The following is a 17,239-nucleotide window of genomic DNA, read 5'->3' as shown; positions in this document are numbered from 1 at the left end:
CTCCGGCGCGGACGCCATTCGTTGTTCTACAGAGTCACGAAGTACCGTTAAGGGGTGTTGAAGACCGCGCTCAAGCCTCGATGGATCCTTCTGCTGGTCCTTGCGATGGCGATCGCCTCGGTCTTCGTGCTCCTCAGCCAGTGGCAGTTCGACTCCTCGCGGCAGGCCCCGCCGCCGGCACCGAGCACCACCGAGGAGGTCCGGCCGCTGACCGACGTCCTCCAGCCCCTCACACCCCTGTACGCCTCCGACGCCGACCAGATGGTCTCGTTCGGGGGCGAGTTCCTGACGGGCACCCGCACCCTCGTCCAGGACCGCCTGCGCGACGGCGAGGAAGGCCTGTGGGTGATCCAGGCCTTCGCCGTCGACGCCCCGGAGGCGCCGGCGGACGGTGCGGCGCAGGCGGCCGTTCTCCCGATCGTGCTCGGCTGGGTGCCCGCGGCGGAGGCCGTCGCCGCACTCCCCGAACAGGAGGGCGAGGCCGCCGTCGTCGGGCGCCTCCTGCCGCCCGAGGCGCCCCTCGTGCAGCGGCCCGTGGAGGGTCAGGTGCCCTCGCTGTCCACGGCCGAGCTCGCGAACCGGTGGGACGTGCGCGCCTACGCGGCCTTCGTGGTGGCGACGACGGTGACCGCCGGGGGTGCGGACGTGCCCTTCGCCGCCGGGATGGAGCCGGTGGTCGTCGGTCCGCAGCCGCAGGAGACGCCCATCAACTGGCTCAACATCTTCTATGCGATCGAGTGGTTCGTCTTCGCGGGCTTCGCCTTCTTCCTGTGGTGGCGACTCGTCGCCGACGACCACCGGCGCTCGCTCGAGGACGCCGCCGACGCCGCGGAGGAGGCCGCCGCCGGTCCCGGGGCTGCCGCCGATGCCGGGTCCGACACCGCAGACGCATCCGCACCCTCCGCCGATGCCCGGCCCGCCGCCGGGGCCCGGCCCGTGTCCGGTCCCGGACCCGCCCCTCGGCCCGCAGCACGCTCCGAGATGAGACCCGACACCGAAGGTGGAATGCACCGTGACTGAGCCAGCTCTCGACCCGACCGCCGGAACCGGCCGGACGCCCGCCGCGGGCAGGCCGAAGCGGCGGTTCGGCGGCACGCATGCGCAGATCCGCTCCGCACTGACGTTCTACAAGGTCCTCGCGTACGCGACGGGCGTCATGCTCCTGCTCGTCGTCGTGGAGATGGTCGCCAAGTACGGCTACGGGACGGAGATCGTCGCCGGCGGCGGGGCGCCCCTGCAGTTCCTGCCGGAGACCGTCGCGGCGACGGCAGGGGGGCTGAACCTCTCGACCACGGTGCTGATCGTCCACGGCTGGCTGTACGTGGTCTACCTCATCGCCGACTTCCGCCTCTGGCAGATCATGCGCTGGCCCTTCGGCCGCTTCGTCCTCATCGCCCTCGGCGGCGTGGTGCCGCTGCTGTCGTTCGTCGTCGAGAAGCGGATCCACCGGCAGGTGGAGGAGGACCTCGCGGCCCACCCCGAGGCCGCGCCCCGCTACTGAGCGCCCGGCCGGCCCGACAGCTTCACAGAGGCCCCCTGATGCTGCCCCGTCGGCGTGCGCAGACTATTGTTGACGGGTGACTACCCCCGAGAACGGCTCCGAACACCGACCTGTCCTCGTCGTGGACTACGGCGCGCAGTACGCCCAGCTGATCGCGCGCCGCGTCCGCGAGGCCGACGTCTACTCCGAGATCGTGCCGCACACCCTGAGCACCCGGGAGATCCTCGCGAAGAACCCCGCGGCGATCATCCTCTCCGGCGGACCGTCGAGCGTCTATGCCGAGGGTGCGCCCCGGGTCGAGGCCGACCTGTTCGAGGCCGGCGTTCCGGTGCTCGGCATCTGCTACGGCTTCCAGGCGATGGCGAACGTCCTCGGCGGAACGGTCGCCAGGACAGGCCTGCGGGAGTACGGCTCCACCGACGTGCGCTCCGAAGGCGCCGCCCGCTCGATCCTCGACGGGACACCGGAGCACCAGAACGCCTGGATGAGCCACGGTGACAGCGTGCAGTCCGCCCCCGAGGGCTTCGACGTCCTCGCCAGCACGGCCGGCGCGCCCGTCGCGGCCTTCGCGAACGAGGAGAAGGGCCTCTACGGCGTGCAGTGGCACCCCGAGGTCAAGCACTCCCAGCACGGCCAGGCCGTTCTCGAGAACTTCCTCTTCCGGGGCGCCCGTCTGGCCCCCAACTGGACCACGGGCGACATCGTCGAGGAGCAGGTGCAGCGCATCCGCGAGCAGGTCGGCGACGCCCGCGTCATCTGCGGGCTCTCCGGCGGGGTGGACTCCGCCGTGGCCGCCGCGCTCGTGCAGCGTGCCGTGGGCGACCAGCTGACCTGCGTGTTCGTCGACCACGGGCTGCTGCGCGAGGGCGAGGCCGAGCAGGTGGAGCGCGACTTCGTGGCGGCCACCGGCGTCAAGCTGTACGTCGCCAACGAGCAGCGCCGGTTCCTCGACGCGCTGGCCGGTGTCTCGGACCCGGAGACCAAGCGCAAGATCATCGGCCGCGAGTTCATCCGCGCCTTCGAGGAGGCGGAACGGGCCATCATGCGGGAGGCCGAGGCGGACGGCGAATCCATCCGCTTCCTCGTCCAGGGCACGCTCTACCCCGACGTCGTCGAATCCGGCGGCGGCGAGGGCGCCTCGAACATCAAGAGCCACCACAACGTGGGCGGACTTCCCGAGGACCTGCAGTTCGAGCTCGTCGAGCCCCTCCGGGCCCTCTTCAAGGACGAGGTGCGCGCCGTCGGCGCCCAGCTCGGCCTGCCGGCGGAGATCGTGGGACGCCAGCCGTTCCCCGGCCCGGGGCTGGGTATCCGGATCGTCGGGGAGGTCACCGAGGAGCGGCTCGAGCTGCTGCGCACCGCGGACGCCATCGCTCGCGCCGAGCTCACCGCGGCCGGCCTCGACAACGAGGTCTGGCAGATGCCCGTGGTCCTGCTGGCGGACGTCCGCAGCGTCGGGGTGCAGGGGGACGGCCGCACCTACGGGCACCCCATCGTCCTGCGCCCGGTCTCGAGCGAGGACGCCATGACCGCGGACTGGTCGCGCCTGCCGTACGACCTGCTCGCGCGGATCTCCAACCGCATCACCAACGAGGTGGACGGCGTCAACCGCGTGGTGCTCGATGTGACGAGCAAGCCGCCGGGAACCATCGAATGGGAGTAGGCGGACTCCGGGGCGGGCATACACCCACTCCGGTCCGCCCCGGCCGCGTTGCTATCCGCGGGGTCCGGACGCTTTTCGGATAGCTTGGAAGACATGCCCATCTGGTCGAGATCAGCACGTGACAATGCAGGGAAGAAGGCGGTCGTGCCTGAGCAGGACCAGCAGGACGCGGCAGGAGTGCCCGCGCAGCAGCAGGAGCAGGGCAGGCCCGACCCCGCCCCGGAGCAGCAGCCGGTGTCGCAGCCCGGGGCCCCGGCCGCCGGGGACTTCCTCGAGCCCTGGCTCGAGGGGCTCGGCTCGCAGGCCAGCGGGGACACCCTGCTCCACTTCCGGCCCTCCGCCGGCACCAGCATCGACCTGACCCACGCGCACCCCTCGGGCCTCGCCCAGCTCCTCGCGGGACGCCGGACGAGGCTGTCCACCCTCCTGCGCGACCCGGTGCAGTACAGTGCGGCCAAGGCTGCCGCCCGCGCCCTCCGGGCGAAGATCTTCGAACTCGGGACCGAACGCGGGATCGACGTCGGCTACCTCGCCGCCGGCACGGCGTCGTGGCGCTCCGTGGACGACTCCGGACGGTCGCAGACCCTCAATGCGCCCGTGCTCCTGACCGCCGTGTCCCTGACCGTCCACGCGTCGCAGGACGACTACGAGCTCCAGATCACCGAGCAGGCCCGCATGAACCCGGCGCTGGTCCGCCACCTGCGGGACCAGCAGGGCCTCCGGGTGGACCCGGCAGGCATCGTGCGCCTCGCCTACGGGACCGCCCGGTTCGATCCGCATCCGGTCCTCGAGCGTATGCGCGCGCTCAGCGAGGGTGTGCGCGGCATGTCCATCGAGCACCGCATCCTCGTGTCGACCTTCGCGGACCTCGCCGGGGTGACGGGCGACCCCGCCCTGCGCCCGGAGCACCCCGTACTCGCCGCGCTCCTGGCCTCCGCGCGGGGTGACGAGGAGGCGGCTGCCGCGCTCACGGCGGCGGCGGACGGACTCTCGTTCCCCGCGCCCGACGAGCGCGATCCCCAGGACGAGCTCCTCATCCTCGACGCGGACCGCGCCCAGCAGGAGGTCCTCGACCTCGCCTCCGCCGGCGTCAGCGTCGTCGTGGCCTCCCCGCCCGGGACCGGCCAGACCCAGACGGCGCTCAACGTCGCGGCCCGCGCCGCCGCCGCAGGCCGCTGCGTGGTCATCGCCGCCGAGCGACGCGGCACGCTCAACGAATTCGTCCAGGACCTCGACGGCCTGGACCTCGGCTCCCTGGTGCTCCAGCTCGGCAGCCAGACCGGTCCCGCCCAGCTGCGCGAGGCCGTCATCCGCGCCCTCGTGCGGAACGAGAAGGCGGCCGAGCCGTCCCTCGGCACACTGCACTCCACGCTGATCGAGCACCGGCACCAGCTCATCGAGCACGTGCGCAGCCTGCACGACGTCCGCAGCCGCTGGAGGTGCTCGCCCTACCAGGCGATGCAGTCCCTGGCCGGGCTCACCGCGCTCGACCCGGCACCCTCCACCACGGTGCGCCTCAAGCGCAGCGTCCTGGACTCCATCGCCGACCGCAGGGAGCTCACGGAGCGCCTCCAGCGGGCCGCCGAGCTGGGCAGCTTCAGCAAGGCCTCGACCGAGAGCCCCTGGTACGGGGCTCAGCTGCTCAACCGGAAGGAGACCGAGCACGCGCACGGCCTCGCCGAGGAGCTCGCCACCGGGATCCCGGCGCTGCGCGGCGAGGTGCAGCGCGTCGCGGAGCACTCGCACATCACGCTCGGCGAGACGTTCGGGGAGTGGGGGGAGCAGCTCGAGCTGCTCGTCGCCGTGCGGGGCAGCCTCGACAAGTTCACGCCGGACATCTTCGACCGGCCGGTGACGGACCTGATCTCCGCCACGGCGTCGTCGGCCTGGCGGAAGGAACGCGGCATCGAGATGAGCTCGATGACGCGCTCCCGGCTGCGGCGCGTGGCCAAGGAGTACATCCGCCCCGGCGTCCACATCTCCGACCTCCACAGTTCGCTGCTCGAGGTCCAGCAGCAGCGCACGCTGTGGACGCGGTACGCCCTCACCGAACGGCACCCCTCGGTCCCGACCGGGCTGGCCGAGATCCATGCGTCCTACCGGGCGGTCGAGGGGCGACTCGCTGAGCTCACCACCATCCTCCGTCCCACGGCGGGGCACCCCGACCTCGCCGGGCTGGCCCTGGACGGCCTCGAGGCGCTGCTGCGTGACCTCGCCGCGGACAAGGACACGCTGGAGACGCTGCCCGAGCGCACGCTGCTCCTCGACGAGATGCGCGAGCAGGGCCTCGCGGAGCTGCTCACCGATCTCGCGGCCCGGGAGGTCGCCGCCGACCGCGTGGGTGCCGAGCTCGAACTCGCCTGGTGGCAGTCCGCCCTCGAGGCCATGATCAGCGGGGACGACTATCTCGCGATGTCCGACGGCGCGAGCCTCCGCAGGCTCGAGGCGGAGTACCGGCTCGCCGACAACGCGCACATCGCGTCCGGATCCGCCCGGGTCCGCTGGATCCTGGCCGAGCGCTGGCGGGCCGCGGTCGAGAACCACCCCGAGGACGCCGCAACGCTGCGTCGGGAGCTGAAGGACGGCACGCTCACCCTGGAGGTCTTCGCCGCCCTCCACCGCGACCTCGTGGCGGCGCTCCTGCCCATCTGGGCCGTGAGCCCGCTGACCATCCGCGGCACCGTCCCTGCGAACCACCGGTTCGACACCGCCGTCCTCCTCGACGGCGAGTCGATGTCCCTGCAGAGTGCCGTGCCGTGCCTGGCGCGGTCCTCGCAGACCGTGATCTTCGGCGACGACCGCCTGGCCGCACCCACCCGCTTCAGCATCGAGGTGCAGTCCGCCGACCGGGCCTCGGCCCTCGAACCCCTGCCCAGCGCCTTCGACGCGCTGCGTCCGGTGCTCCCCGTGCGCGGACTGACCGAGGTGTACCGCGGCGTGGACCGCGGCCTGGGCACCTACCTGAGCGAATCGTTCTACGACGGCAAGCTCACGCGCCTGCCGCAGGCCTCCGAGGTCGCCGGGGAGGGCCGCGGACTCGTGGTGGAATACCTGCCGAACGGCACGGGGATGCCGAGCTCCGAGCACGACGGCGTGGAGAGCGTGGACGTCGAGGTCAAGCGTGTGGTCGAACTCGTCTTCGACCACATCCGCCGTCGCCCGGGCTCGTCCCTCGCCGTCGTCACCGCGAGTGCCCGGCACGCCGCCCGCGTGGGGGAGGCCATCCGCCTGCAGATGGCCGAGTACCCCTGGGCCGCCGGGTTCTTCACGCCCGGCCGGGAGTCCTTCCGGGTCGTGCCGGTGGAACGCGCAGGAGGCCTGGTCCGCGACGACATCATCTTCTCGCTCGGCTACGGCCGGACGCCCCACGGCCGTGCCCTGCACTCCTTCGGACCGCTGTCGGCGCCGGACGGACGCCGCAACTTCGTGATGGCGATGACGCGAGCGCGACGCCTGCAGCACGTGCTGACGTGCTTCCAGCCCTCCGACCTCGACCCGGACCGCCTCACCGCCGGTGCGCTGGACTTCTTCGAGCTGCTCCAGCGCGAGCTCGGCGGCGACAGCGGCCCCGGCCGTCCCCTGCCGGGAGGCAACGAGGACCCGCTCGTCGCGGACCTCGTGGACCGGCTGCGGCACCGCGGCGCCGAGGTGTGGGACCACTACGCGGATGTCCTCGACATCGTCGCCGTGCGGCCCGCGGACGTCCGCGTTGACGGGATCGCCGACGGGAGAGCCGCCGCGGCGCAGGACGAGCGCCCGGCCCCCCTGGCGATCGAATCGGACGGCACGGGCCGCTACAAGTCCATGTCCGTGCGTGAACGCAGCAGGCTCCGCCCCCAGATCCTCGAACGGATGGGGTGGCGGTACATGCCGCTGTGGACGATCGAGGTCTTCACGGACCCGGACGGCTGCGCGGAGCGCGCGTCAGCGCTCATCGGGCTCCCGCCCCGCGAGCAGGCCGACCGGCCGACCCCACGGAAGGACGCGGACAGGATGAGCCACGACCACCAGCAGCGGGGCCGCGGCGTTCCCGCGGGCCAGGACGCCCCGAAGGACGCGGCGCCGGCCGTTCCGGTGACCGCGGGGGAGGACGACCCGCGCTCGTGGGGCGACACCCCGGACGACCACGACGCGTGGCTCAGGGAGCAGCGCCCTCCGCACTGGGGGTGAGCGGCGGCTCACGAGCCGCTCGTGAGGAGGAGGTGGACGTCCCCGGCACTGGAGGCGCCCGCGAGCATCGCGGCCTCCTCGGGGCGTGCCGCGACGACGACGAGCCCGCCGTCGTCCTCCGCGCCGGGCCAGGTGCCGCCGGCGTCGGGCGCGGTCCACAGGACGGCAACGGACCGGGCGAGGACCGTCGAGTCCCCGGGGACGTCGAATCCGTTGCCGGTGCTGAGGACCACGTCCACCCGCTGACCGGGTGCCAGGAGCTGGACGGTGGCGGCGTCGGCGGGACGGAGCGGGACAGCGACCGTGCCCTGCGCCATCCCGATGAGCAGGCCGTCGCCGACGAAGGCGGACGGGGAGAACGGAAAACCCTGCGGCAGGGGAGCGGCCAGCCGCCGTCCCACCACCTCGTCGGCACGGCGGAGCGTGCCGGCGGCGACGGCCTGGTCGGGGACCCGGACGACCGACACATCGGCCTCCGTCAGGACCGTTCCCACGGCGAGGTCCCGGGCCGCACTTACGACCGCCGTCGTCGGGTACTCGTCGCCCACGAACGCCTCGACGGCCACGCCCGCGGCGGCACACAGGAGGAGGCAGCCGACCAGCCTCCTGCGGCGGTACAGCGTCCGGTGGAGCCGACGGCGGAACAGGTACCGGGGCCGATGGGGGAGGGATGCGCCCCGGGGGCGTCGGACGGTCTGCATGTGCCGACCCTAGGCGCGGGTGTCCCGCCCGGGCGGCCGGACCGGCGCTATGTGGACATCATCCGGCGGCGCCGGGGCCGGTCAGGACGCGGCGCGGTCCGCGCCCGCGGCGGCCGGGGCGGGCGAGGAGGGGGCCTTCGCCGGTGCGCCGGTCGTGCCGGGAGTGTTCGAGGATCCCGACGACGGCGACGTCCAGCCGGAGGCGGAGCCGGCGTCCGTGCTCGACGTCGTGGCGCGGGAGTCGTTGCGGTAGAACCCCGAGCCCTTGAAGACCACGCCCACGCTGTTGAACTTCTTCCGCAGCGCGCCGTCGCAGGCGGGGCAGACGGTCAGTGAGTCGTCGGTGAAGGACTGCTGGGCGTCGAAGGTGTGGCCGCAGTCCTTGCAGGCATAGGCGTACATGGGCATGGAGATCCTCCTGGACAGGCTTCGTGGTCCCCGGCCTGCGTGCTCCCAGCTCAGGCTGTTGGCACTCTCCGGAGTCGAGTGCCAGTCTACACCGGAGGGTGGAGTGCCCCGACGTCCAGCAGGCCGTCGGCCGTGAAGACACCCTGGAGCGGCTGGTCGTAGGCCTCGGCCGGAACGGCGCCCGCGGGCAGGACCTCGGAGCGGTAGACGGCGCCCAGCCGGGGCACGGCGTGGTCCCCGAGCGGATGCCGCGCCAGGAAGCGGTCGTAGTAGCCGCCGCCCTGCCCGATCCGGTGGCCGGAACGGTCCACGGCGAGAGCGGGGACGAGGATGAGGGTCACGTTCGCCAGCTCCTCGAACACCCGCCGGGGGCCGACGGGCTCGAACACCGGGGCGCGCACGGAGCGCTCGAGCGGGATCCCGGGAGCCCAGGCGGTCCAGGACAGCCGGTACCCGGGCTCGCAGACGGGGACGGCGACCCCGAAGCCGAGGCGGTGCAGCTCTCCGAGCAGCGGCACGGTGTCCGGCTCGGGGTCGACCCCCAGATAGGCGGCGACCGTGGGCCGCGATGCTGCGCCCGCCGGGTCCGTGGTCCTCTCGAGGTACTGCGTCGCGGCGCGGGCGAGTCCTGCCGCCTGGTCCCGCCGGTCGGCCGGATCCAGCGCGGCGCGGGCCCGGCGGAGCGATCGGCGCAACCCGGCCTTGACCGCAGCGGCCTCCGCAGCGGGCTCGTTATCACGGGGAAAGGAGTTCATCCGACCATTGTGCCGAGCTCCCGGGAAAAGGGGGCCCATTCTGTACTGTGGGTTCCATGACTTCGCGATCACGTGTGACCAAGGCCGTCATCCCTGCGGCCGGGCTGGGAACCCGCTTCCTTCCCGCTACCAAGGCGATGCCGAAGGAGATGCTCCCGGTCGTCGACAAGCCGGCCATCCAGTACGTGGTGCAGGAGGCCGTGGACGCCGGGCTGTCCGACGTCCTGATGATCACCGGGCGCAACAAGCGCGCCCTCGAGGACCACTTCGACCGCGTGCCCTTCATCGAGCAGACCCTCGAGGACAAGGGCGATCACGACAAGCTGGCTGCCGTGCGCCGCCCCTCGGAGCTCGGGGACATCCACTACCTGCGCCAGGGCGACCCGAAGGGTCTCGGCCACGCGGTGCTGCGCGCCCGGCTGCACGTCAACAACGAGCCGTTCGCCGTCCTGCTCGGCGACGACCTGATCGACGAGCGCGATCCCCTGCTCGAGACCATGATCGAGGTGCAGGAGAAGACCGGCGGCTCCGTCATCGCCCTCATCGAGGTGGATCCCCAGCAGATCAGCGCGTACGGCTGCGCGGACATCACCGAGATCGACGGCGAGGGGCACGTGCGCGTGAACCACCTCGTCGAGAAGCCCGCCGTCGAGGACGCCCCGTCCAATCTGGCCGTGATCGGCCGCTACGTCCTGCACCCCCGCGTGTTCGACGTCCTCGAGACCACCGAGCCGGGCCGCGGCGGCGAGATCCAGCTGACCGACGCGCTGCAGACCCTCGCGAGCGCCGACGGCGAGGGGTCCGGTGTCTACGGTGTCGTGTTCCGCGGCCGCCGGTACGACACGGGCGACAAGCTGAGCTACCTGAAGGCCGTGGTGACCCTCGCCTCCGAGCGTGAGGATCTCGGCCCTGAGCTCCGCGCCTGGGTCAAGGACTTCAGCAAGAACATCCCGGACTAGTCCGGGATGTGGTCGGCAGCCAGCTGGCCCGTGACCCTCAGGACCGGATCGCTGGTCCTGAGGCCCATCCGCCACCGGGACAAGGCAGTCTGGACGGCGTTGCGGCATCGCAACGCCGCCTGGCTCGCGCCCTGGGAGGCCTCCAATCCCGCGCCTGACGGTCTCCTGCCCACCTACCACCAGATGGTGCGCGCCCTGACCTCCCAGGCGCGGGCGGGCGTGGCGCTGCCGTTCCTCATCACCGAGCAGCAGCCGGGATCGCGCGACGCACGCCTCGTGGGACAGCTGACGGTGTCGGGGATCACGTGGGGCTCGGCGATGACGGCCACGCTCGGGTACTGGGTCGACGCCGAGCGGGCCGGTCGGGGGATCGCTCCGACGGCCGTGGCGCTGGCCACCGACTACTGCTTCAGGGACCTCGGGCTCCACCGGATGGAGATCAACATCCGCCCCGAGAACCGGGCGAGCCTGCGCGTGGTGGAGAAGCTGCGCTTCCGCGATGAGGGCCTGCGCTCCCGCTTCCTGCACATCGCCGGGCAGTGGGCTGATCACAGGAGCTTCGCCCTGACCACCGAGGACGTGCCCCGGGGCCTGCTCGGCCCGTGGCTCGAGAGCCGGCCGCCGGGGTAGCGCAGGGGGTGTGGATGCCGGCGACGGCATATCATCCGCCGACACGCCCTCCTGAATGCCGAAGCCGGAGAGCATGTGCTTCTACCGTTCTGAGTGTGGTCTTCTCCCTGGATAGTTCGTTGGTGCTCGCAGCAATCGTCGGTATGTGGCTGGTGTGGGTAGCGCCGTCCGTCCTCGGCCGGACCACCCCGGCGGTCGCCGGGATCAGACGCTGGACGCCGAGTACCGGGACGCGCCGTCCCGGGGGGAGCATGATGACGATGACCGCGCCGCAGGACGATGCACGCCACCCGGACACCAGCCCGGGTACGCCCGGGACGACACCCGGAGCCGTCGTGGTCAGGACCGGCACGACGACGTCCGGTCACCGGACCTTCACGCCCCGGTGGGGGCGCATCGCCGTCGCCCTTGCCGGCCTGCTGTGCCTCACCGGCACGCTGGCGACCCTCGTGCTCGGCGCGCTCGGCGTGGTGTCCTTCCTCGTCCCGCTGGCGTGCCTCGCGGGGACGGTCGCGTCCGTCGCCGTCCTGCGGCTGCTGGCCGTACGCGCCCGCCGGGACCGCGTGAACCGCGCCTTCGCCGAAGCCATGGGCCCCGCCCGGGAATCACTCCCTGCAGCACCCTCCGCACCGGTAGCGGTGGAGCCCGCTCCCGTGGCCGCACCGAAGCGCCCGACCGTCCTGTTCGACGCCGAGGAGACCCCCGTGCGCCCCCTCACCGCGATGGAACGGAGGACCGCCGCCCTCGCCGGCGCCCACGGCTCGTCCGCCCTCGCCGGCGCCCACGGCTCGTCCGCCGTCGACGTCGGCGACGGGGAGCCCGCCGACAGCGGGCGGGCCACGTCGCAGGCCGGGCCCGTCGGGTCGAGCGTGGCGGGCGTGAAGCGGACGGGCTCCACGGTCTGGGCGCCCGTCGAGCTGCCCCGGCCCACGTACGTCGATGCGGCGAAGGCGGAACGTCACGCCCCCGCACCCCTGGACCTCCCGGAGGCGCCGAAGGCCGCATCCAGGATGCCCATCAAGGCCTCGGAGGCCGCCGCCCGGGCTGCCGCGGGTGCCGACGCCGCTGACGCCGGCACCCCCGACACCCGCGCCGACTCGCCCGCGCACGACGCGGCTCCGGCGACGGGCCGCATCAACCTCGACGACGTGCTGCAGCGCCGCCGCGCCTGACGGACCCGGGACCACCCCGATGGCACCGCGGAACTGCACCCGCAGGGTCCCGCCGGGCAGCGCATGAGGGCACGGGACGCCCACACCGCCCGGGAACAGGACGCCATCGCGCTCCTGGGCTCGGATGCGCCGGAAGACCTCCTGCGGCGTCCCCTCGCCACGGCGGGGTGGGAGCTGCGTGCCTGGCAGCTCGTCGCCCTGCACCACAGGCCCGGGGTCGGGGCCACGGGCCTGTACTCCGTCGAGGTCGCGCCGGCCGGTGCATCCCCCGGCGGGTCGGGCCCCGCACCCACGCACGCGTGCATCACCTCCTGTCCGCTCCCGCGCCCTCCGCGCGGGGTCACCGTGCTCCACCGGCGCGGGGCCGACACCCTCTCGGCGTGGGTGCACCCGGATGACCCGCTCCTGCCGGGGCTTCCCGCGGCCCTCGATCCCGCGGCCGCCACCCCGTTCGCGTTCGGGCCCGGCTACACGGCCGCGGCGACGCAGCTGGAGCTGAGGAGTTACCGGCCGTTGCGCCGGGCCGTGGTGCTGGCCCGGAACGGGGACGAGCGCCGCTACCTCAAGGTGCTCCGGCAGGGGCGGGCGGCTCCGCTCGCCGACCGGCACCGGATGCTGCGAGCCGCCGGAGTGCCCGCCCCCGCCCTCGCCGCCGAGCCGGTCCGGGACGTCGTCGCCATGCACGCGGCTCCCGGGACGCCGCTCGCGGACCTCCTCATGCACGACGGCGCGGACGGCGTCGAGCCCGACGCCCTGCTGCGGGTCCTCGCGGCGCTGCCGGCCGAGGTCCTCGCGCTGCCCGCGCGCCCGCCCTGGGCGGCTCGGATCCGCGACTACGGGGAGGGCGCCGTGGCGGCGCTGCCGGGGCAGGCAGAGCGCATCCGCCGCCTCGCCGCGGACATCGACGCCGTGGTCCGCTCCAGCGACGGCGGCCCCCTCGTACCGACGCACGGGGACTTCTACGAGGGGAACCTCCTGATCGCGGACGGATCGGTGTCCGGGCTCCTCGACGTCGACGCGCTCGGACCGGGACACCTCGTGGACGACCTCGCCTGCTTCCTCGGGCATCTCGCCGTCCTGCCCGCCCTCCACGCCGGCTACGCCCAGGTCCCGCAGGCCCTCCTGCGCTTCCTGCGGGCCTTCGACCGCCGCGTGGACCCGATGGCGCTCAGGAGCCGCGCTGCCGCCGTCAGCCTGACGCTCGTCGCCGGGGCGCGACGCCGGGGGGAGGGCCGGCCGGGCGCAGCGGGTGGCGCCTCCGGCCGGAGCGGCGCGTCCGAGGCCGTGTCCCGCCTGGAGGTCGCCGAGCAGTTCCTGGCCGAGGCGCGGCGGCTCCGGTCCGGCGGCGCCTGACGCGACGGGGAGACCCTCAGTCCGGGGCGAAGACACCCACCCGCGTGCGCATCTGCAGGACCGGTGTCCCGTCCGCGTCAAAGAGTTCCAGCCGCACGGTGACGTCCACGCCGGCCAGGGAGGTCAGGTGCGTGCCGCCGCAGGGGATCTCCGCGCGTTCCCCGGGCAGGTCGCAGACCCAGCGGCGCCGGTCGGTGAGCCCGCCGCCGTCCGCCTCGATGCGGATCGGTGCCCCGGTGGCCGTCCATTCCGCGAGCGTGGCGTCGACCGCCGCGGCCACCGCCTCCGGGTCGAGGCCCTCGACGGAGAAACCCTTCCGCCGGAGGGACTTGCCGAGGCGGTAGCGGTCCAGGGACCCGAACTCGCCGATGACCGTCGTGTCGATGGCCAGGGCGTCGAAGTTCGGCGCGCCGAGGGCGTCCGGAGCCACGTCCTTCTTCCAGCGGTCGGCCAGCGCCCGGTTCAGTGCGAGCGAGGCGAGGTGGCATCCGGTGTGCCCGGCCGAGACGGCGGCGCGATGGACGGCATCGACCCGGGCGACGACGTCGTCGCCCTCCGCCGGACCGTCACCGTCTCCGCCCTCGATCAGGTGCACGACGACGGAGGCCCACCCCTCGGTGCCCTTGCGGACGGGGGACTCCACCCCGAGGTACAGCGTCGTGCCGTCGGTCGCGCCGACGACGCAGTCCGTCACGGGCCAGTGCCGGGTGCCGATCCGGAGGTCGCCCCGGTCCGCGCCCTGGTCCGGCCAGGCGTGGTCCACGGGGTGGAACGCCGTGGTCTCCAGCAGGACGGCGTACCGTCCGTCCCGGGGTTCGACGTGCAGCACGCGCGTGGCCGCCTCGGTGGCTCCACCCGGATAGGTGACGTGGGTGTCGGTGGTGGGCAGGGTCATGGGTCTCCTCGTCGTGGTGCGGTCCGGCGTCGCTCAGGTGTCCGCGGGTCGCTGGGCGAGCCGCTCGAGCAGGGGTTCGGTGCGGTAGGGGATGTGCTCGTGCAAAGCGAGGACGGTCTCGGTGCGGATGACGCCCCGGATCCGCAGGACGGATCGCAGCGCGGCCTGGAGGTTGTGGGTGTCGGTGGCCGCGACCCTGCACCAGACGTCGCCCCGGCCGGAGATCTCGTGCACCTCGAGCACCTGGCTGAGGGTGCGGAGCCCGGCGATGACGCCGTCCAGCTCACGGTGGGACACCTCGATGGTGATGAAGGCGACGACGTCGTAGCCGAGCGCCTCCAGGTCCAGTTCGCGTCCGCTGCGACGCAGCGTCCCGGCCCGCAGGAGCCTGCGGAGGCGGGTCTGCGCCGTGTTGCGGGCCACCCCGAGCAGCTCGCTCAGTTCGCTGACCTGCGCGCGGGGGTCCCTCACCAGCGCCAGCAGCAGCCGCAGGTCGAGGTTGTCCAGCTTGGTCACGACGCTCACATCCCATCAGTCGGCACGGGCCGTGTTGCGCACGACGATCAAATCGCCACGCCACGACGGCGCACTGCGGTCAATCCACCCCATCCTTGAGGGGGTCGTGCACGAGCGTACCCGGCGAAGCGTCCGTTCGACGCGTACGAGCGAGGAAAAGTGGTGGGATGAGCGTCATCGACGAGCTGCGGATGAGGCCGGCGGCGATCGGGAGCCGCCGGTGGGACGCGTCGCTCGCCGTCCGGCTCGTGCTGGCCGTGACCGTGATCTCGACCCTCCTGATCGGCGCCAACCTCGCGACCCCGCTCTACCCGCTCATCCAGGCCGACCTCGGGCTCTCGCCCTTCGCCGTCACCGTGGCGTTCGCGTCCTACGTCGTGGCCCTGATCGGCGGACTCGTCCACGCCGGGCACTGGTCGGACCATATCGGACGGCGTGCAGCCCTCGTCCTCGCCGTCGTCCTCGGACTCGTCGGTGCCGCGCTGTTCGCCGCCGCCACCTCGCTGCCCATGCTCGCCGCCGGGCGCATGCTCCAGGGCGGCGCCGTCGCCCTCGCCACCGGCGCCAGTGCCGCCGCGCTCCGCGACCTGCTCCCCACCCGCCCGGACTGGGCATCCCGGTTCACGCTCATGGCCTCCGCCGGCGGGGTCGCCGCCGGCCCCGTGATCGGCGGCCTGCTCTCGCTCCTGCCCGCGCCGACGAGGACCCCCTTCGTCGTGTACCTCGTCGTGCTCGGGAGCCTCCTCGTCCCCCTCGTGCTGCTCCGTGCCCGTCCGGCGATCAAGCCGGTCCTGGTCGGGAAGCCCCTGGCCGTCCTGCGGCCGCGCAGACCGGCGGTGTCGAAGGAGGCGCGCCGTTCCTTCTGGACGGCGTCCTCCGTCGGGTTCCTCAGCTTCGCGGTGTTCGGGTTCACCCTGAGCCTCGCCCCCACCTGGTTCGCGGGCATCGCCGGGACGACCTCCCGCCCGGTGATCGGCCTCCTCGCCGCGCTCGTGCTCGGCTCCTCCGCCGTCAGCCAACTGGTCTCGCCCCGGGGGCGGTTCGTGGTCCCGGCGGGCCTCGCCGGCATGGCGCTGGGCGTGGGCCTCCTGCCCGTGGCGGAAGCCACCGGGAGCCTGCTCCTGCTCGTCGCGGCCTGCGTCCTCGCCGGCGTCGGGCAGGGCATGGCCTTCCGAGTGGTCTTCAACGAGGTGTCGGTGAAGGTGGACCCGGCCCTGCACGCGCAGACCGTCAGCGCCGTCTACGTCATCACCTACCTCGGCAGCGCCGTCCCCGTCCTCGGCCTCGGTGCCGCCGCGGGGGTCTGGGGCCTCAACGCCGCCGTCACCGTGTTCGCCCTGGCCGTGAGCGCGGTGTGCGGCGTGCTGGCCGGGGGCTCGCTGATCCTCCGGTCCAGGACGCCGCGCTGACGCGGGGCGGAGGCCGGCGCGGCCCCCGGCCGCCCCGTTTGTAGGCTGGAGGCATGTCCGAGACCCCCGCACCCTCCGTCGCCCACCCGCCCGCCGTCGACAGCGGAGCGGACGCCGGGCCGGCGCCCCTCGTGATCGGCCTCGACATCGGCGGGTCGAAGACGCACGGCGCGCTCTGGCGCGGCGGGCGGCTCGTCGCCGAGGCGAAGGCGGGAAGCGCCAACGTCCAGAACGTGACCCCGGACGACGCCGCCGCCAGCCTCCGCGCGCTGTTCCGGGACCTCCTGGCCGACGCCGCCGCCGGCGCGGACGAGGTCAGCCGGGTCATCGCCGGTTCCGGGGGCGTGGACACCCCGGCCGACGCCGACCGCCTCCGCGCCCTGATCGCGGCCTCCGCGCCCCGGGCCGCCGTCGACGTCGTGCACGACACCCGGCTCATCCTCGCCGCGGGAGGGGCGCACACGGGCATCGCCGTCATCGCGGGCACCGGCTCCGTCGCGTGGGGAACCACCTCCGACGGCCGCGAGGCCCGCTCCGGTGGCTGGGGATACCTCCTCGGCGACGAGGGGAGCGGGTACTGGGTGGCCCGCGAGGCCGTCCGCCGTGCCCTGCACCGGTACGACACCGGGCAGGCCCCGGACGCCCTCGACGCCGCGGTCCTCGCCCTCAACGGCGTGGACACGCCCACCGAACTCATCGGCCTGTTCCACTCCGGCGCCGGGCGCACGTACTGGGCGGCACAGTCCCGCGCCGTGTTCGACGCCGCACGCGACGGCGCCCCGGACGCCGCGGCCATCCTCGACCGCGCGGCCGCCGACCTCACGCGCCTCGTCCTCGACGTGGCGTCCGTGATCGGGGTACCCGGGCCCGTGGTGCTGGGCGGCGGACTCGCCATGCACCAGCCGGCCCTGCAGGAGCGGCTCGGGGCGCGCCTCGCGGAGGAGGGCATCACCGATCTCGTGATCCTCCACGAGGACCCCGTGATGGGCGTCCGGTTCCTGATGTGACGCACGCGCCACCCACCCGCGCCCTTGTCTGCTCCGAACGCACAGTTAGACTCGGAACCTCCGACAGCTTGAACTGACAGCTGCGCGTCCCGCGCGGCGA

The 17,239-nt window shown here is 73.4% G+C and carries 15 protein-coding genes; 10 read left to right on the top strand and 5 right to left on the bottom strand.

Features of this window, described 5'->3' with window-relative positions:
- Positions 1–54 precede the first annotated feature (54 nt).
- From ACSGDB_RS04475 to ACSGDB_RS04460, 4 genes are all read left to right on the top strand, one after another.
- Positions 55–1,020, top strand: a complete 966-nt coding sequence (locus ACSGDB_RS04475) for an SURF1 family protein (RefSeq protein ID WP_434993180.1) — start codon at positions 55–57, stop codon at positions 1,018–1,020.
- Positions 1,013–1,501, top strand: a complete 489-nt coding sequence (locus tag ACSGDB_RS04470) for a DUF3817 domain-containing protein (RefSeq protein ID WP_434993178.1) — start codon at positions 1,013–1,015, stop codon at positions 1,499–1,501. Before ACSGDB_RS04475 ends, ACSGDB_RS04470 begins: the two co-directional genes overlap by 8 nt.
- A gap of 76 nt (positions 1,502–1,577) precedes the next feature.
- Positions 1,578–3,164: a glutamine-hydrolyzing GMP synthase gene (guaA, locus tag ACSGDB_RS04465; RefSeq protein ID WP_434993177.1), complete on the top strand. Its 1,587-nt coding sequence runs from the start codon at positions 1,578–1,580 to the stop codon at positions 3,162–3,164.
- 93 nt (positions 3,165–3,257) lie between these two features.
- Positions 3,258–7,334, top strand: a complete 4,077-nt coding sequence (locus ACSGDB_RS04460) for a DUF4011 domain-containing protein (RefSeq protein ID WP_434993176.1) — start codon at positions 3,258–3,260, stop codon at positions 7,332–7,334.
- 8 nt (positions 7,335–7,342) lie between these two features.
- Here ACSGDB_RS04460 and cpaB read toward each other — a convergent pair whose 3' ends face one another.
- The 3 genes from cpaB to ACSGDB_RS04445 form a co-directional block, all read right to left on the bottom strand.
- Positions 7,343–8,035, bottom strand: a complete 693-nt coding sequence (cpaB, locus tag ACSGDB_RS04455) for a Flp pilus assembly protein CpaB (protein WP_434993175.1) — start codon at positions 8,033–8,035, stop codon at positions 7,343–7,345.
- An 81-nt stretch (positions 8,036–8,116) separates the two neighbouring features.
- Positions 8,117–8,443: an FmdB family zinc ribbon protein gene (locus ACSGDB_RS04450; RefSeq protein WP_434993174.1), complete on the bottom strand. Its 327-nt coding sequence runs from the start codon at positions 8,441–8,443 to the stop codon at positions 8,117–8,119.
- Between the two features lie 86 nt (positions 8,444–8,529).
- Complete coding sequence (locus ACSGDB_RS04445) at positions 8,530–9,198, bottom strand: 5-formyltetrahydrofolate cyclo-ligase (RefSeq protein ID WP_434993172.1); 669 nt, start codon at positions 9,196–9,198, stop codon at positions 8,530–8,532.
- Positions 9,199–9,254: 56 nt separating this feature from the next.
- On the opposite strand from ACSGDB_RS04445, the gene galU reads away from it, so the two are divergent.
- The 4 genes from galU (at position 9,255) to ACSGDB_RS04425 (ending at position 13,312) form a co-directional block, all read left to right on the top strand.
- Positions 9,255–10,157 carry a UTP--glucose-1-phosphate uridylyltransferase GalU gene (gene galU, locus ACSGDB_RS04440; RefSeq protein ID WP_434993171.1) on the top strand — a complete coding sequence of 301 codons (903 nt, stop codon included), beginning with the start codon at positions 9,255–9,257 and terminating at the stop codon, positions 10,155–10,157.
- Between the two features lie 6 nt (positions 10,158–10,163).
- Complete coding sequence (locus ACSGDB_RS04435) at positions 10,164–10,787, top strand: GNAT family N-acetyltransferase (protein WP_434993169.1); 624 nt, start codon at positions 10,164–10,166, stop codon at positions 10,785–10,787.
- A gap of 122 nt (positions 10,788–10,909) precedes the next feature.
- A complete protein-coding gene (locus ACSGDB_RS04430; RefSeq protein WP_434993168.1) occupies positions 10,910–11,959 on the top strand; it encodes a hypothetical protein in 1,050 nt (349 codons plus the stop codon).
- A 63-nt stretch (positions 11,960–12,022) separates the two neighbouring features.
- Positions 12,023–13,312 (top strand): aminoglycoside phosphotransferase family protein, encoded by a 1,290-nt coding sequence (locus ACSGDB_RS04425; RefSeq protein ID WP_434993166.1) that lies wholly within the window; start codon positions 12,023–12,025, stop codon positions 13,310–13,312.
- Positions 13,313–13,328: 16 nt separating this feature from the next.
- Here ACSGDB_RS04425 and ACSGDB_RS04420 read toward each other — a convergent pair whose 3' ends face one another.
- Together ACSGDB_RS04420 and ACSGDB_RS04415 are read right to left on the bottom strand one after the other, a co-directional pair.
- Complete coding sequence (locus ACSGDB_RS04420; protein ID WP_434993165.1) at positions 13,329–14,207, bottom strand: metal-dependent hydrolase; 879 nt, start codon at positions 14,205–14,207, stop codon at positions 13,329–13,331.
- Positions 14,208–14,240: 33 nt separating this feature from the next.
- Positions 14,241–14,723, bottom strand: a complete 483-nt coding sequence (locus ACSGDB_RS04415) for an Lrp/AsnC family transcriptional regulator (protein ID WP_434993555.1) — start codon at positions 14,721–14,723, stop codon at positions 14,241–14,243.
- A gap of 167 nt (positions 14,724–14,890) precedes the next feature.
- On the opposite strand from ACSGDB_RS04415, the gene ACSGDB_RS04410 reads away from it, so the two are divergent.
- Together ACSGDB_RS04410 and ACSGDB_RS04405 are read left to right on the top strand one after the other, a co-directional pair.
- Positions 14,891–16,132, top strand: a complete 1,242-nt coding sequence (locus ACSGDB_RS04410) for an MFS transporter (RefSeq protein ID WP_434993164.1) — start codon at positions 14,891–14,893, stop codon at positions 16,130–16,132.
- 53 nt (positions 16,133–16,185) lie between these two features.
- On the top strand, positions 16,186–17,139 hold the full coding sequence (locus tag ACSGDB_RS04405; RefSeq protein ID WP_434993163.1) for an N-acetylglucosamine kinase: 954 nt from the start codon (positions 16,186–16,188) through the stop codon (positions 17,137–17,139).
- The last annotated feature ends 100 nt before the right edge of the window (positions 17,140–17,239 follow it).

The sequence above is a fragment of the Arthrobacter sp. Ld5 genome (assembly GCF_051172775.1).
In the GTDB taxonomy this organism is placed as follows: Bacteria; Actinomycetota; Actinomycetes; order Actinomycetales; family Micrococcaceae; genus Arthrobacter_D.
This window is presented reverse-complemented; position numbering and strand designations above follow the sequence as displayed.

Coding starts and splice junctions, on each gene's coding strand:
- ACSGDB_RS04460 (WP_434993176.1), top strand. CDS start 3,258: ATGCCCATCTGGTCGAGATCAGCACGTGACAATGCAGGGAAGAAGGCG.
- cpaB (WP_434993175.1), bottom strand. CDS start 8,035: ATGCAGACCGTCCGACGCCCCCGGGGCGCATCCCTCCCCCATCGGCCC.
- ACSGDB_RS04450 (WP_434993174.1), bottom strand. CDS start 8,443: ATGCCCATGTACGCCTATGCCTGCAAGGACTGCGGCCACACCTTCGAC.
- ACSGDB_RS04445 (WP_434993172.1), bottom strand. CDS start 9,198: ATGAACTCCTTTCCCCGTGATAACGAGCCCGCTGCGGAGGCCGCTGCG.
- galU (WP_434993171.1), top strand. CDS start 9,255: ATGACTTCGCGATCACGTGTGACCAAGGCCGTCATCCCTGCGGCCGGG.
- ACSGDB_RS04435 (WP_434993169.1), top strand. CDS start 10,164: ATGTGGTCGGCAGCCAGCTGGCCCGTGACCCTCAGGACCGGATCGCTG.
- ACSGDB_RS04425 (WP_434993166.1), top strand. CDS start 12,023: ATGAGGGCACGGGACGCCCACACCGCCCGGGAACAGGACGCCATCGCG.
- ACSGDB_RS04420 (WP_434993165.1), bottom strand. CDS start 14,207: ATGACCCTGCCCACCACCGACACCCACGTCACCTATCCGGGTGGAGCC.
- ACSGDB_RS04410 (WP_434993164.1), top strand. CDS start 14,891: ATGAGCGTCATCGACGAGCTGCGGATGAGGCCGGCGGCGATCGGGAGC.
- ACSGDB_RS04405 (WP_434993163.1), top strand. CDS start 16,186: ATGTCCGAGACCCCCGCACCCTCCGTCGCCCACCCGCCCGCCGTCGAC.